Below are 16526 nucleotides of genomic sequence, written 5' to 3' on the forward strand. Positions count from 1 at the left end.
TAAAAACCCTTGAAAAACCAACTATCTATCAGTATTTTAATATTACTAAATATTTCTTTAAAGAACATTGAAACCTGCGATTTTCAGTTGCACAATACGGATGTGATCTGGAAATAATTTCCGCTCGTCCTGCAACCTATTTTGAGAATCCTGGATGTAAATCCTAAATATTTTTAAAGGTAAGGATTGAAAAGTCTGCTTACTCGTCCAGCTCCCGAGCAGTCCAGGGTTTGGTTCGTCCGGAGACCTCCGCCCGGGTTTTCGTAACCGTTTCGGGAGCTACTTCCGCCGATCCGTCTCCAAATTCCTTGCGGATGTAGGTGAGGACATCAGCGATCTCCTGGTCGCTCATTCCACCCATAGGAGGCATAGGAATGGACTGGGTTCCGGCGCCGTATTGTTCTCCCGCTACGTCGATGGGCCCGGTAAGCCCATGGAGCACGATTTTGATGAGCTTCGTTTCGTCTCCTGTGACCCGCTTCGAACCCATCAGGGGCGGATACACGTCTGGCAACCCTTTGCCACCGGGCTGATGGCATGACTGACAGGCCTTTTCATACAAGGCTTCGCCGATTGAAACGATCGCCGGTCCCTGATCCAGCAGCTCCCGCAAAAAGTTATTCTGAACCTCGGACACAAGGTTGAGTTTCCCTTCCTGAAAAGGAGTTTCCCAGAGCACCTGAAGGGATCTTGCGCTCTGTCTTAAAGCGTACTGTAGAAAGGGGTCCATTTCATGTTCTAGCGCTGCAGTTACCACTTCGATCGCATGGATCTCCCTCAGGTAGCTGGCGGCTATCACGGCCTCCAGGCGGACCCTGGGCTGGGCATCGTTTACCAGTTGCCTTAGCCAATCGAGGGCTCCACCTTCCAGCCGGGAGCCCCAATCTCCCAGCACGCGGGCACCATAGGCCCGAATCCGAAAATCCTTCGACTGCAATAAGCGATCGAGCAATTCCGGTCGGACCGTTTCATGCGCCTGGTAGACCCCTATCAACTCGAGGAGAAACTGATCTTTGCGATCCTGAAGATCCAACCCATCTGCCGCCACCACTACCATTTCCGTTGGCTGGTAATAAAGCAGACGCTTCGCCTGGTATCGTATCCATCGCTCCTGAGAATCCAGCAGTTCAAGCAATTGGCCTGCATCCATCCCAGATAAATCAGGGTAGTTAAAGGAGGATCTGGAATCTGCTGAAATCCTCCAGATGCGGCCATGTGATTTGTCCCGTCGGGGGTCGGCATAGCTCGCCTGGTAGTGACCAATGATCGGGTTGAACCAATCTGCCACATACAAAGCCCCATCAGGCCCTACAGAGACATCCACCGGACGAAACGAATTATCGGAGGATGTGATCAATCGGGGAAGCTGTTTGGTAGCAAATCCGGAACCTGCATCCTCGAATTGGTGCAATTCCACCACAGAACCGAAGTATCCGGCGATCAGTGCCGCACCTTGTAGTGCTTCGGGCATGGCTGATGTCCCAATGATTGCAAGGGAGGTCGTTTTAGGAGAGGTCTGAAATAACGGACCTACATCGTGATATTGCTCGGGATTGTTTTTTTCGTAGGCCGTGTTCGGATCTTCATGATAGCGGGACTCGTCTTGTTCCGGAAATGGTACCAAACCGGGCACAGTCCAATAGCCTTCCGGGCGATCTCCCGTCTTGTGAAAGACCTGGCCATGGTCGTCAAAGGCAACGCCCCAGCAATTGGCACCCGCCATTCCCCCTCCGAAAAAACTCACCAATTTCAGGCGCCGGGGATGATATCGCCAAACCCCGGCCCGATCCAGACGGACAATTCCATGTGGCGTTTCCACCCGGGAAATGGCATGGAGTCCCTGGGTGAACCACAATGTCCCATCTGGACCATGCGTAATGCTGTTCACCATTTGATGGGTATCTCCTACGCCAAAACCAGAGAATATTACCTCTCTCTCATCGGCCTTCTTGTCCCCGTCACTGTCACGGAGATAGAGGATCCGATCGAAGTCGCAGACGTAGACCCCGTCTCCACCCGGTTCAATGCCTTGAACCATGCTCAGGTTTTCGGCAAACCGCCACGAACTATCTGCCACCCCGTCACGGTCCCGATCCTCCAGGACCTGAATGTAATCCTGCGGAGGCATCCCGGCCAGTGTCTGTGGGTACGAGGGTGAACAGGCTACAAAGAGTCTTCCCTGCTCGTCCCATGCGAATTGCACGGGATTCACTACTCCTTCCAGCTCTGATGCGAAAAGATTGACCGAATAACCTTCTGCAGTCGTGAACGCGGCCAGTTGTTCTTCTGGTGTCAAGGCATCAATCTCACTGTACACCACCGGAGCGACTGATACTCCCGCTGTGTCCTTTCCAGCGATCCGGTCGTAAATGACGGCATCTGCTTTTTCCACAAGGGGCAACTGCTGCTCAAATGCGACCTGAAGCGAGGGCTCAGCCCCGGCACCCTGCCCATACATCTGATTCACGCGGTCTCCGTAGACAAAGGACCAGTTTGCCGGCCGCCAAAAATCGAACCATAGCCGGTTTTTCTGAACGATGGCCTGACGGACCGCCTCCGAAGGTATCTCCCCGATTTCAACATCCAACTGCCTGGCAATTTCCGCACTCACCCGGCGAAGCCCCGCCGGTGTAAGATGAATTCCATTCTCAGTGAGCCGATTTCCGGAAGGCATTCTGGTCAGATCCACAAATAGCGCATTGCGTTGAGCCGCGATCTTTTTCATCGATTGCACATACAACTGAAGGTCGTCATTCCTTTCCCTAAGATCGGGTGCATGGGAAGCCAGCGGTTTCTCAAAACGGATGGGTGATACCAGCACCAACTTTTGGGTATGGCGGGAAAATTGATCCAGAAAGTGCTGGTAGGCTGCTTCGAAATCCGCCAGCCGGCCGGGTCCATCCAGTGCTTCCATCTGACCAAATTGGGCCAGGATCACCGTAGCACCCACCGCATCCAACTGATCGCCCCAATCACCGAAGTTCAGATCACGCCATTGCTCATAGACCAGATCCCCTTCCCAGGCCATCGAACGGAAACGGGGGCGTTGCCTGGCGAAACCTGCCGCCAAAAGCGACTCCAATTCGCCCGATCTTTGCTCACGTACAAAGTTCTCCTGACCTACAAACACGACGACATCTTCTTCCTCCAATTGGAACGCGCCGTCTTCGAAGGGCGGAACCGGCAACCGGGTCTGCAAGGTACCGAAACGACTCAGGATAGCCTCATTGGGAGGGATGACTGTATCATCCAACTCCTCAATATGCAGGTTTCGGAACGATATTTCGGCTTTGCTGTTGCCGTGGATCTGCAGGGCGATGTGTCCTTCCAGCGGTAAATCTTCCTCCTGCTCCTGGTAGACAATGGTCTTTTGACCGTTGAGAATGATGGTCACCTGCTTGCCGCGGGCAATGACCTCGTATTGGTTCCATTCGCCCGGTCGCTCAATCGAAGCAACGAAATCAGGGTCTGCTTCCGCGAGAAAACGATTGCGCCGGGACTCATCATAAAGGTAACCCGTGTAGCCTGCACCGATGTCCGCCTGGTAACCTGCCATCTCATTTGCCGGATTGTTGATTCGCCGGCTGCGAAACTGCACCCCACCGTTCACGAATCCTTCTGTGCCTACAAGGCGGTATTCAAGCCGCAGGTGAAAGTTTTTGTAGACCTTGTCCGTCGCCAGAAATTCATTGCGCGGATTCCCCTTCAAACTGCCGCCAGTAATGACTCCATCCTTAATGCGCCAAACCGATGCTCTGTGGGCATTCCAGCCCCTAAATGACTGGCCGTCAAAAAATGTATCTGAAGTTATTTTGGACGGAGAACATGTCCACAGCAAGGACACGGAGAAAAGTAGCAGTAAGCACCCGACCTTCCGGAGAATAAACGGACAAAGGTTTAATGGAGTGCATACCCCCACCTGACCGGATAAAGTGGTCAGCCGGGATTTGGCGCATTCGATAACAGCGATGCCGTGTCCTTGGTATTTTCTGCTGGAAAAGATCTTATCCTTTGACATTATTTTTTCAGTTAACTTGTTCTATTGTAACAGGTTATATCCCTAAAATTCTTTAAGACCAAAACTTTGGCCGCTCGTTGCTGGTCGAAGGAAAACCGTATGCAAATTTTTAGCCGTCATTCCTACAGGCAAAACTGATGTGCCAATTGATAGAGCAGGTTCAGGTAATTCTTGCCTTCTTCCCGATTTTTAAAATCGGTTTATAGGTAATGTTCCATTAAATTATTTTTTTAGACCTTTCTTCCGGTCCAATCTAATGCCTACCTGATAAAGCCCAATTCATCTCCAATATTTTCAAAAATCCAAATATCTTCCTCAGGGACAAAGTAATGTCAGGATTTTTTTCCAATTGGAGAACAGGTGTTTCAGCCAATAACTTTAAATCCTTGTGGTAGAGAGAAAGGTAAATGGCCCTGTGTTTACGTTAATGAAGCAGCTCATCCATTTTTTTTCTTCCTCAAAACCGATTGTATAAGAAAAGCGGTAATACATCTAAATTTCTTTGTACCAAACCGGCGGAAAAAATTGACATCGCCCAGCACCCTTTGATAATCCACCAGCATCTATTCAATTCTCATCATATTTGTAGTCTTGGTACTGTGCTTTTTCCCAAAGGAAAAGAGTATACCGCTCAGAAACAGAAGTGATTTATTATTTATAATTATCTCAACATTAAATGAAAAAGTCGAAATTATACTTTTTCACAATATATATATATATTAAAAAAAGATTATAATGGCCAATCGATAACCTATTTTAAACTTATTCTTAGTATTTTCAAAATATTAAATGATCGCAAAAGGTATATTATGGTATTCCTGTTGTCGGAGAACCAGCGGTAGAAACAATACCAAATCGATAAAATGAAAAAATATACGATAGTAATAAGCTTGCTTGGCATTTTTGGCTGCTCGGAAAATAAATCCGAAGTCGAATCGAACTTTAAATTGACCCAGGACACGGTAGTAATAGATCCAAAAGGTAGCATCATTAACTTAAAAGATGGGCTAAACAGTCCTGAACTTTCCAAAGATGGCAAATACCTTTATCACTATACTGATGGAGAAGCTAAGTTTGATAAAATCAATCTAAATAATTTGGAATTGGAAGGGACGCTGCAGTTTGATAAAGAAGGCCCGAATGGAATGGGTTCTTACATTGGAGGCTATGCGCTGACCGCAGGAGACCAATTAATGATTTGGTCGTATGGGCTCAATGCTCTTTTTGACCAGGGAGGGCAGAAAATCAGGGACTTAAAGTTGAGCAAAATCGCCCGGGAACTCCAGGGTTCCGAAATATTTCCCCTTCGACTGATGGAACATTCCAGTGACCTGAACAGAATTTTTGGCCTGTATGTTAAGTGGCAGGATTACCAATATTTTATAATGAAATTTGATCTGGAAAATGAATCGTACGAAAAAGTGCCCTTGCCGGAAACACAGAAACTCGATGAATTCCGGATGGCTATTCAAAATAATGGAAGACCGGCAGGTGGATTTGGACCTAAACCCAGGCTAACTAATTTTCAAGATAAAATAGTTTTGACCAACAGCGCTTATAATGAAGCGTATGTTTATGACATCCGTTTGGATTCCTTATACCTGATTACCTGGGTCAGTGAGCTTACAGCTAACCAAAATGAATACAAACTACCAAAGGCTATAGAGCTAGATCAGGCAGGTGAGCACAGTAGAAAATACATGGAGTCCATCAATTTTATGGATCCAAAATGGGATCCGGTTTCCCAGCGGTTTATTCGCCTTTCTTACAAGACTAAGTTTGGGAAAGAGCTGAATGAATTCGGGGAAGCTGAAGAAACCGGAGCGGAGGTTTTCCTGACTGTTTTGGACAAGGATCTGAACATCATCAAAGAAACCTACCTCGAACGCTATGAAAAAAGACCTTCCCCCCACTTTTTTATCGATAACAAAATCTGGTTGTATGAGAATGTAAATGATGAATTGGGCTTTGTGAGGATAACTGTGGATTGATTCCGATTATCAAATAAAAGTGAGTCGCGGGAGGCAATGCTTCTCGAAGCACTGTTCAACCCCGTCCGGGGTTGGGGATACTTCTTTGTTAGCATTCCGTGGGCTGCACCCACGGTTATTGTTGTTCAGGCCCTTCAGGCCTGCCTTTACAGCAAGAAGCATCAACAAACTAAAAGGGTATTAATAAATAAATTTTCCCTTAATCCGATCACTTAAAAGACGTTCCGAATCGCTTCCCCAGAAACAGGCTTCTATTCGTATCCGAAGCCTGAAGGGCTTCAACAACAATAACCCCGGGCGAAACCCGGGGATCAAGAGCCAGTCTATCCTGCCCGCAACCCCGGAGGGGGTTGAACCCCGGCTGGCGAATCCTGTACGCCCTCCATCTATACCACTTCAAAAGCTGATCATGAACGGATATAGGGAATCCCTATTGAATCTCATTCAGGTCATATTCAACCCCTTCCGGAGTTGCGGGTTTATCGTTTTCTAACATCCGTGGGCTGCACCCACGGTTATTGTTATTCAGGCCCTTCAGGCCTGGGTTACATTTGAGAATGAACAATGACAATGGATGACATATAGAAAAAAATTAATTCCAATAGAAACCATTCAACTGAAAAAAGATCACATATCGATACCCCATTAGCAAGCGGCTATCCAATGCCGAAGCCTGAAGGGCTTCAACAACAATAACCCCGGGCGAAACCCGGGGATCAAGAACCATTCTATCCTGAACACAACCCCGGAGGGGGTTGAACCCCGGCGGGCGAATACTGTACGCCCGCCATCTATACCACTTCAAATGCTGACCATGAAACGATATAAGAAATCCTTATTGAATCTCATTCAGGTCATATTCAACCCCTTCCGGGGTTGTGGGTTTATCGGTTTCTAACCTCCGTGGGCTGCACCCACGGTTATTGTTGTTCAGGCCCTTCAGGCCTGCCTTTACAGCAGGAACCATCAACAAACTAAAAGGGTATTAATAAATAAATTTTCCCTTAATCCAATCACTTAAAAGACGTCCCACTTCCCCAGAAACAGGCTTCTATCCGTACCCGAAGCCTGAAGGGCTTCAACAACAATAACCCCGGGCGAAACCCGGGGATCAAGAGCCATTCTATCCTGCCCACAACCCCGGAGGGGGTTGAACATTTCGAATAAGAATTATATTTTGTAACTTCCTCTAAATACTAACTCCCTGACTTGATGAGCAGTTACAAACAAATACTCTACCATTCAGTTTTAGGAACTAAAAACAGAAAAGCAACAATTTCCAATACTAATTGCCAAGAACTATACCGCTACATTGGCGGTATAGTTAAAAATAAAGGCTGTACGCTTTACCAGATTAATGGGATCGAAGATCATATTCATCTTCTAACTGATTTACACCCCACCCTGTCTTTATCCGATTTTATTAAAGACATAAAAGTAGCAAGCAGCTTATGGATGAAGGAACACAAGAGTTTTCACCAATGGAACTCGTGGGGAAAGGGGTACGGTGCATTTACTTGTTCTTACGGAGAAAAAGACCGTATTATTTCTTATATCAAAAGGCAGAAAGAACATCACAAAAAGGAACCTTTTTTGGAGGAGTACAAGCGATTGTTGGTAGAAAATGGTATTGAATTCGATGAACGTTATTTTTTCTTATAATTTTATAAAAAATGTTCAACCCCTTCCGGGGTTGTGGGTTTATCGGTTTCTAACCTCCGTGGGCTGCACCCACGGTTATTGTTGTTCAGGCCCTTCAGGGCTGGATTCTCGCTATACGGAAAGTAAAACGAAAAATAGCGGTTTATTCTTCCAGATTCGACGGTGTAGCCGATACCCCACCCGGAAGAAAACACCGTATCCGAACATCCAAATTTCATCGATCACTAATCTTTTCCAGCTCCACCCATAGCGGAAATATACTCCTGCCTTCCGTCACATAGTGGGGAATCAGGTCCACTTCCATTTCCGGCAGGTACACGTTCGACAGGGTGATTTCATCTGTCGGAACCTCCTCATACTGTTCCTGCACGATGACCGAGTTGGTTTCAAGGACCATTTTACCACTCGTTTCCAAAGGCTTGATAAATTTGAAACGAATATTGTACCTGCCGTCCAGGGTTTTTACCTTCCACATCCCAAAAACTTCCTCCTGGGTCCAGATCCCCCGCTCTCCGTCTGCATCGTTTCGGTTGAGGTAAACGGGGTTTTCATGTTCGCTGCCGATAATCATGCGCTGCGCCTGGTTGAGTTGGGGGGATTGTGTCAAATCCGCAATTACTTCGTCCATTTCGGATTTAAGTTCTTCCGCTAAAGCCTTATTTGAACGTACTATGTTTTCTTGTTCGTAAGGATCTTCTTTCACATTAAAAAGACCAAAGGCCTCCAGGGACGCATCATGGTCTGTATTTCCTACCAATTTAAAATCCCCCTTATGCAGCGCTATGTTATTGTACAATTCAGGATACCGTCTGGTCCAGTAAAAAAACAGAGGTCTGTCATCAAATTCATCCGCTTTTTCTCCCCTAAGCAAGGAATGAAAGCTCTGCCCATCGATTTTTCTGTTTTCGGGAAGTGGGGCATCACAGATCTCCGCCAAGGTGGGCAACACATCAATATGAGCAAGGCTAGCTTCTATATCCCTATTTCCATTCAGGCGATCAGGTAACCTGAGAAAAAAGGGCACCCTGACCCCTCCCCGGAACACATTGCCTTTTCTTCCCCGCATCCCCGCCACATACCTGGGTTGCTGGGGGCCATTATCAGTCATGAAAATCAGCAGGGTATTATCGGCGATTTCCAGTTCATCCAGCTTCTTTAACAATCTCCCCACATTGTCATCAATATTGGAAACCATGGCATACACTTTCCGGGCATCTTCCTTGTTCCTTTCGCTCATTTCAGGAAATGGCCGCCCATCTGCTTCAAACCCGGATGCAGGATCGATATCCCTATACATGTCATAATATTCCTCCGGGACCTGAAGCGGGGTATGTGGTGCGTTAAAGGAGAGATAAAGGAAAAAAGGATCATTTTGACTCCTTTCCACAAAAGCCAATGCCTCGTCCGTGAAAATATCGGAACAGTAGCCCTGATAGGATTTCTGCTTCCCATTGTACCAAAGAACGGGATCGAAATAACTGCTATCTCCTTTAAAGTAGGTAGTGAAATCGCCCGGCTGTCCCATGCCTCCTGCGAGGTGGATCAGGGATTCATCAAAACCCTGGTCTACCGGCCTGAAAGGATAATTGTCTCCCAGGTGCCACTTTCCAAAAATACCCGTATTATACCCCACTTCCTTTAACATTTCAGCAATGGTCACTTCTTCTGTCGCCATAATCGCACCACCATTGTAGGTATCCCTGATACCTGTACGCAGGGAATACCGTCCTGTCATCAGACTGGACCGGGTTGGGGCACAGACGGGTGATACGTAAAATTGATTCAATCGAATGCTTTCCTTACCCAACTGATCCAGTACCGGAGTCTGTACATGGGGGTTACCGGTAATGCCCAGATCTCCATAGCCCTGATCGTCCGTAATGATTAATACCACATTGGGGCGATCAGTTTGCTGATAGGCATGCAAATTCACGATACACCCCATTAGAAGCATGATGAAAAGCAGCATTCGACTACCAATAAAAGGTGATTTCATTTTTGTATGAGTTTTCTATGTAAGCAAAAATGTCTGTTTGAAAATCAATATGACCCTCAATAACTTATTTTTCCAATTGGTTTTCCACCGGTTCTATCCCTGCCTTGTGGGCCTCCATCACTTTCCTGATTTCCGCGATGATTTCAGGATGGTCCGCTGCGATATCAAATCGCTCGCCCGGATCGACATTGACGTTGTATAAAAGCGGCGTTTCAAGTACCGTTGCGGTGTTTTCCAGAGGCACCGGAGGTTGGGTCACCGGGTGGGCGGTAGGATTGCCGTATTCCAGCTGAGTGATAAAATGGGCTTTGTAGTCTCCTTTTCGAACGGCATATACCTGCTGGCCGCGGTAGTAAAAAACCGTCTCCCGTTCACTCTTACCCGTTCCGCGCAGCAGCGGACTGATATCGAACCCATCATAAACCCTATCGTCCGGAAGATCGGTACCGGTAATGGCACAAAAGGTTGGTAACAAATCCATGGTTGTTGCCATGTCTCTAACCACACCGGGTTGTATTCCTTCTGGCCACCAGAAAACGGTCGGTTCACGCATGCCTCCTTCAAAAGTGCCGCCTTTGGCTCCCCTCAGCAATCCTGCCGAACCTCCATGGGTCCTGAAAGTGTGCCAGGGTCCGTTATCGGAAGTAAAAACCACCAATGTGTTTTCAGCAACACCTTCCGCTTTCAATGCTTCCACTATTTGCCCTACCGACCAGTCTATCTCCTCAATGACATCTCCATAGATGCCCGCCAGCGATTGGTCTCTAAATTCCGCCGACCGAAACAAAGGAATGTGAGGCAGGTTATGAGCCAGGTAAATAAAAAACGGATCCTTTCCGAATTCCTTTATTTTTCCTACGGCCTCCTCGGTGTACCGGCGGGTAATGGTACGTTGGTCCGCAGGTCGTTCAACAATTTCCTTGTCTCTCATTAGCGGAACATTGTATGCCTGATACCTTTCCTGATCGGCGAGGGTAAAGTGATCTGTTTTTTCCACCTTGTCCATATCGTTGGAATAGGGAATCCCAAAATAACTGTCGAATCCATGATCCGTAGGCAAATGTGGAGAGAGGTGACCCAGGTGCCATTTCCCAATCGCTGCAGTTCGGTAACCGTTCCCCTTCAATGCTCTGGCAATGGTAATTTCTGACTGGGGTAGGCCGCCTTTGGAGTCCGGAAACAAAACCCGTCTCCTGTCACTGCACATTCCGGACCTGATTGGAAGTCTGCCGGTAAGCAGGCCTGCCCTACTCGGCGTACATACCGGCGCCGCCACATAAAAGTTGGTCCATTTCTGCCCTTCAAAGGCCATTCTGTCCAGATTGGGGGTTTTAATAGTGGGATGCCCAAAAACTCCCAGGTCCCCATACCCAAGGTCGTCCGCAAAAATAACGATGATATTGGGCGGATCGGCGCTGGTTTTGCCCTCTCCGGCATGGACATGACCCGAGCTTAGGAGCATGCCGCTTAGAAACAAACAAATTAAGACGATTAATTTTGGGTTATTTTTACTCATGGATATTTTAGATTAAACAACAATTTACTGTTTATTTTGGATTAAAACCTGGCGGATGCACCCATCGGTTTGGGAAATGTACCTATTTCCAGGAAAACCGGATGAATTACATTTTGTAAATTGGCAAAAAACCAGTTTAAAAAGAAATCATTTTTGCTAAAGATTGATGGCTTATGGGGTTTGTTTTTATGTTTTATTCAGAGAAAAGCTCCACAGATTTACTTCTGTCTTCAAAAAGACTCCTTGTCACCCTCTTCCATGTCCTTCTATTCCTTATAGCTTTCCCTTTTTTTTAAAGGCATATAAGGGATACTAGGGTTTAGGTCAGTTTCATAAAAAAATCCCTGAAAATCTGTTTCCTTCGGTGAAAAACCATTGCCAGCTTTCCAATTCTTGTGTAATTTGAAGGTTCATTAACCCATAAACCCAAGATGATTTTCCTTAAATTTCTTTTTTTCCACATTTTTCCCATGCTGGTAGCTTCTTTGTTTGCGTCTGAACGAGGCTTTGACAAGAAGCCAAACCTCCCTGTCAAACCCAATATCCTGTTCATCTTACCCGATGACCTTGGCTGGGCCGATGTGGGATACCATGGTTCGGAAATAAAAACCCCGAATATCGATCGGCTGGCCAGATCCGGGAAGATTTTGAGCCAGCACTACGTGATGCCTACCTGTACGCCTACCCGTGTCAGCCTGATGACAGGAAAGTATCCCAGCCGGTATGGCGTTCTGGCGCCGGCTTATGGAGAGGTCATTGATCTGGGCGATCCGACGATCGCCTCCTTACTGGCAGAAAATGGCTATTACACGGCTATAGCCGGAAAATGGCACATGGGCTCTCCGCCTTACACTCCTCTAAAATATGGGTTCCAATCTTCCTATGGATACTTCGACGGGCAAATTGACCCCTACACCCATGAATACAAAACCGAAACGGAACAAACTGAGCGCAGGTCCTGGCACCGCAACGATGAATATCTGGAAGAAGGTGGCAGCCATGTGACCGACCTGATTACCGCCGAGGCCATTCGCATCATAGAAGAAGAGCGCGATCAGCCATTTTTCCTGTATGTGGCCCATCATGTGCCTCATTACCCGCTTTCCGAACCAGAAAAATACCATTCGATTTACAAAGACGAGCTGATGATGCATCACTCCAGGCGCCTGTTTGCTGCCTCCGTAAGTCATCTGGACGAGAGCATAGGCCAAATCATCGCTGCTCTGGAGCGTACCGGAAAGAGAAAAAACACCCTGATTGTATTCGTTAGCGATAACGGTGGTCAGCAGAGTTGGCAGAGTGAGACAGAATATGAAGGCAGATACGCAGATAAACCCCATGTTGTCCTGGGTAACAATTATCCATTGCGGGGTTGGAAAGGCAGTTTACATGAGGGAGGCATAAGGGTACCAGGTTTTGTCAATTGGCCGGGGCATCTGGAGCCCGGTATCGTCGATCATCCCATCCACATATCCGATTGGCTGCCTACTTTGTATAGATTTACCGGAAATGGAAATAAGCCGGGAACAAAATTGGACGGAGTGGATGTATGGCCACAAATCAGTGCAAACCAGACGCCTGAAAAGCCTAAAGCCATGTACTGGAAAATCAGAAATACCCAGGCTGTAAGAAAGGGAGACTGGAAACTCCTTTTGCACAGTAATGGAGATGCAGAACTTTATCATCTGAAGCCAGACTTCAGGGAAACGCGCAACCTCAAAGAAAGGCATCCCGAAAAAGTGGAGGAACTGGTAGCCCTGATTGAACAATTCCAGGCTGGTGACAGGCTTGCTGAACGGTAACTTGAATCAAGTTTTTCTCCATTTAATTAAATCATTCGAGTCGAGCCTGAATGCTGAGAAAGTTATATACTGTATTGCCTTAACATTATGTCAACCTTTTCTTTTAAGCTTCAACGGAGAGGGAGATTTAAACTATTCATCACGAATTGTAACCAATGAACCGCGCCAAAACCCTTCGCAATTTAATTATTTTCGGCCTGATAGCCCTCAGCATTGGATGGATAGGGGTCGCCGTAGACCGTAATCTTCCCGATCAGGAAGGAGAAGAAAGCCTCGGAATGGCCATATGGCTGGTTACCCCATTACTTGTGGTCGCCATTCTGAGAAGTTTCGGTGGGGATAGCTGGAAAGACGCAGGACTGAAACCCAATATTAAAAATAACTTTAAATGGTATGCCGTCGCCTTGCTCATCTTCCCTCTTGTAACGAGCATTGCATTGATAGTAGGAAAGCTCACAGGATGGACCGATTTTTCGGGGTTTGAGCCGAAAGAATACTTTACGGTCCTATTTGGACTTTTTTTGGTCAATATTATCAAGAATATTTTCGAAGAATCTGTATGGAGAGGCTATCTTACCGTCAAACTTATCCATCTCAGGATCGGTGACTTGACCATATATCTGGTTGCCGGTTTGATTTGGGGATTATGGCATGTACCCTATTACCTTTATTTTCTGGATGAGGAAACCATCAGAGCTGTGTTGCCCGTAGACCGTTATATATTTACCGTTGCGGCCATCTTGAGCATGTTGGTTTGGACAGTAATGTTTACTGAAGTTTTCAGATTAACCCAATCCATTTGGCCGGTTATTTTGCTGCATGCCATGGAAGATGCGTTGATCAACCATCTGGTTATTGACGGGCATATTCAGACCGATTTAAATAAAGCCATCTGGATTTCTCCCATCTGTGGGATAATTCCCACCGCACTTTATTTATTAATCGGTATATGGCTCCGGCAACAAAGAATGAAACAAACTACCAGTCAGCTTTGAAACAGGCACCTGAAACCAAGGTAATTAAGTTCTGACGGAAATTTCCCAATTTTGGCTTTGTGCCAGCCATTGGGGCTATTCTGAATTTCCAGGCAGCCCTGATGCCCAGCCAGATGAACGGCCTCATTGGGCTTTTTCTCTTGATCCGTTAGCAAACCTCCTTATTTTATCCAGGTACCAGTCAGCGGATCCTCTCAGATCCGAGATCTGGACAGACATTCCCTCCTGATAAAATGCGGCACTACCCTTTGATTTCCGGCAAAACTAAACGATCTCCCATCCTTTCCTGTATTCCCTGGACAAATATTGATTGGCGGCGTCGCTGTTGAGAATCTTCATGCTTCCGGCATCCCATTCCAGCACCTGGTTGGGTTGGCGGATGGCGACGGTTCCCAAAATTACCGTTTCTGACATGGGTCCCGACATGCCGAAGTGGCTTTCTGTTTTGACTTTTCCCAGGCAGGCATCTACAAAATGGTGGTAGTGGTCCCTTTCCTCCAGGACCGGCGCAGAAACCTGCCGGAACTTTTCGGCCGGCAGCAGTACCGGCATTTTGGTATGGGGAATCAGTAAGGCTCCTTCTGTGCCTACAAGCATGGCCGATTCTGCAGGGTAATCTTCAAGTGAGTACAAAGACCTGATATCCTCCGGAGGATAAAATTCCCCATCAAACCACTCCACCTTAAGTTCATCAGCCGCGGTATGCTTGTTACCGGGAAAAATCCAGGTGATATGATTGCTTTGGGGCCAGCTATCGGCTCGCCTTTCAGGAGATTGCTCCCAGGATTCCTGCACTTTGGCGACCACAGATTTTGGCGCTGTCAATTCCAAACCTTTCCAAACCGCATCCAGTATATGACAACCTATATCTCCGGACCAGCCTGTGCCGAAATCCTGCCACGCTCTCCATTTTGCCGGGTGGTAAATGGCAGGGGCATAGGGCCTCATGGGGGCGGTTCCGATAAACAAATCCCAATGCAGGTGCAGTGGTGGGTTTTCACCGCCTTCCGGCCTCGGGCCTTCAAAACGATAAGCTTCTGTTGCACCCGGCCTGTTGGAACAGAGGTAAACCTCCTTGATTTTACCTATGTGTCCCTCCTTGATCCACTGAACGGCTGTACGATCCCCTTTGCCTGAGGCGTGCTGAGTCCCAAGCTGGCTTACAATCCCTGCATTTCCGGCAGCTTCGGTTAGCTTTCTGATTTCTGCCACATCATGGCACATGGGCTTCTGGCAGTATACATGTTTGCCCTGTTTGATGGATTGGATAGCTATTGGAAAATGGTTGTGATCGGGTACACTCACATTGATCGCATCGAAATTGCCTGCTTCGTTTTCCAGCAATTCTCGCCAATCCGTATATTTCTTAGCATTTGGAAGGGCTTCTGCAGCGCGATTCAAATGGTTTTCATCCACGTCACAAATAGCTACGATTTCGACCTCAGGATGTGCTTTAAAACGGTTTAAATCATGCCAACCCATACCACCAACGCCTACGCAGGCATGTCTGAGTGGATTTCTTTTGGTTTGTCCCATGACAGGAGGACTTAGTAAAAAGGGCTGTGCCAAGGCCGCGGTTGCAGTGGTAACTAAAAACTTACGCCTGGAAACAGAATTTTCTTTCTTCATTTTCGAATTATTTTGGGGAACCTTAAAATAGAGAATAACTTTTCATGGGAAAAGCTATTCTCTGTTTCTTTTCAATGTAAACTCAATATCCCGGATTGTTAGGGGTGAGGTTGGGGTTATTCTGTGTTTCCGGTAAAGGGAATGGCATCAGGTAATGTCTTTCCTGCAAGGTTTGATTAGAACTCAAGTTTTCGTGACCAACGAACTTATCAAAGCCATTGGTAATCTCGTTGTAAACCTTGCGAAGCCGCAACATGTCAAACCAAGTGATCTGCTCGTAAGCGAGTTCATGCCACCGTTCTCTCCAAACAGCTTCCCGAAAGCTTTCGGTTGTGAATTCTGCCAGTGGTGGCGTTTCGAGTTGCGCACGATCCCTGATCCTTTTCAAGCCTTCGTATGCCAGGGCATTCGGACCTCCGGCTTCGTTCTGGGCTTCTGCATATATCAACAACACCTCCGCAAACCTGATCAGTGGTACATTTAAATTATTTGCACGGTTTCCGGGATTCCCTTCTGATCCCAGCGCTCGCTGATTGAAATGTTTGAAGATATACGGCGCTCCCAAATCAAAGGGCTCTCCACTTCCATTTGTATAATAGCTGGTATAGAAAAAACCTTCCTGATTGACAGCTCTTAAATCTCCCTCCTCATAGGAGTTATAAAACTCATTAGTCGGTACCGTACTTCCGGTCCCGGATGGACCCTGAAACGTAACCGGCTTAAAATTTGGAAACATATTATTCATGGGATTGCCAGCAACAATAATGTTGTATTGTAACATGAATATGTGCTCTAATAAATTATCATTGGTCTCATCGTGAAGCAATGCTATTAAGTTAAGAAAAAAATGGCCTCTTGAGACAAAATAAGCCGATTTTCCTTATGAAAACCGGCCTACTTTAGGTAAATTATGTTGT

At 46.8% G+C, this 16526-nt stretch carries 10 protein-coding genes; 4 read left to right on the top strand and 6 right to left on the bottom strand.

Annotated features, from left to right (window positions below; translation table 11 throughout):
- Positions 1–199 precede the first annotated feature (199 nt).
- Entirely contained in the window at positions 200–4018 is a 3819-nt protein-coding gene (locus BUB19_RS06880) for a PVC-type heme-binding CxxCH protein (RefSeq protein ID WP_084097051.1), read from the bottom strand.
- An 863-nt stretch (positions 4019–4881) separates the two neighbouring features.
- On the opposite strand from BUB19_RS06880, the gene BUB19_RS06885 reads away from it, so the two are divergent.
- The gene (locus BUB19_RS06885; protein ID WP_073093774.1) at positions 4882–6009 is read left to right on the top strand and encodes a DUF4221 family protein; all 1128 of its coding nucleotides are present in this window, start codon (positions 4882–4884) and stop codon (positions 6007–6009) included.
- A gap of 1017 nt (positions 6010–7026) precedes the next feature.
- Here BUB19_RS06885 and BUB19_RS24120 read toward each other — a convergent pair.
- On the bottom strand, positions 7027–7167 hold the full coding sequence (locus BUB19_RS24120) for a hypothetical protein (RefSeq protein WP_178371448.1): 141 nt from the start codon (positions 7165–7167) through the stop codon (positions 7027–7029).
- A 54-nt stretch (positions 7168–7221) separates the two neighbouring features.
- Here BUB19_RS24120 and tnpA point away from each other — a divergent pair, with 54 nt between their 5' ends.
- Positions 7222–7671, top strand: a complete 450-nt coding sequence (gene tnpA, locus BUB19_RS06890) for an IS200/IS605 family transposase (RefSeq protein ID WP_073093775.1) — start codon at positions 7222–7224, stop codon at positions 7669–7671.
- Between the two features lie 214 nt (positions 7672–7885).
- Here the strand turns inward: tnpA and BUB19_RS06900 are convergent, their stop codons facing one another.
- Both BUB19_RS06900 and BUB19_RS06905 read right to left on the bottom strand, forming a co-directional pair.
- Positions 7886–9667 (bottom strand): arylsulfatase, encoded by a 1782-nt coding sequence (locus tag BUB19_RS06900; protein WP_073093777.1) that lies wholly within the window; start codon positions 9665–9667, stop codon positions 7886–7888.
- Between the two features lie 64 nt (positions 9668–9731).
- On the bottom strand, positions 9732–11183 hold the full coding sequence (locus tag BUB19_RS06905) for a sulfatase family protein (RefSeq protein WP_073093778.1): 1452 nt from the start codon (positions 11181–11183) through the stop codon (positions 9732–9734).
- Positions 11184–11614: 431 nt separating this feature from the next.
- Here BUB19_RS06905 and BUB19_RS06910 point away from each other — a divergent pair, with 431 nt between their 5' ends.
- Positions 11615–12985 (top strand): arylsulfatase B, encoded by a 1371-nt coding sequence (locus tag BUB19_RS06910; RefSeq protein ID WP_084097055.1) that lies wholly within the window; start codon positions 11615–11617, stop codon positions 12983–12985.
- A gap of 155 nt (positions 12986–13140) precedes the next feature.
- Complete coding sequence (locus BUB19_RS06915; protein WP_073093779.1) at positions 13141–13980, top strand: CPBP family intramembrane glutamic endopeptidase; 840 nt, start codon at positions 13141–13143, stop codon at positions 13978–13980.
- A 264-nt stretch (positions 13981–14244) separates the two neighbouring features.
- Here BUB19_RS06915 and BUB19_RS06920 read toward each other — a convergent pair whose 3' ends face one another.
- Positions 14245–15609, bottom strand: coding sequence for a Gfo/Idh/MocA family oxidoreductase (locus tag BUB19_RS06920; RefSeq protein WP_073093780.1), 1365 nt, complete (start codon positions 15607–15609; stop codon positions 14245–14247).
- Positions 15610–15691: 82 nt separating this feature from the next.
- A complete protein-coding gene (locus BUB19_RS06925) occupies positions 15692–16390 on the bottom strand; it encodes a RagB/SusD family nutrient uptake outer membrane protein (protein WP_317041579.1) in 699 nt (232 codons plus the stop codon).
- Between the last annotated feature and the right edge of the window lie 136 nt (positions 16391–16526).

Origin of the sequence: Cyclobacterium lianum, from assembly GCF_900143075.1 — a bacterium.
Lineage (GTDB): Bacteria > Bacteroidota > Bacteroidia > Cytophagales > Cyclobacteriaceae > Cyclobacterium > Cyclobacterium lianum.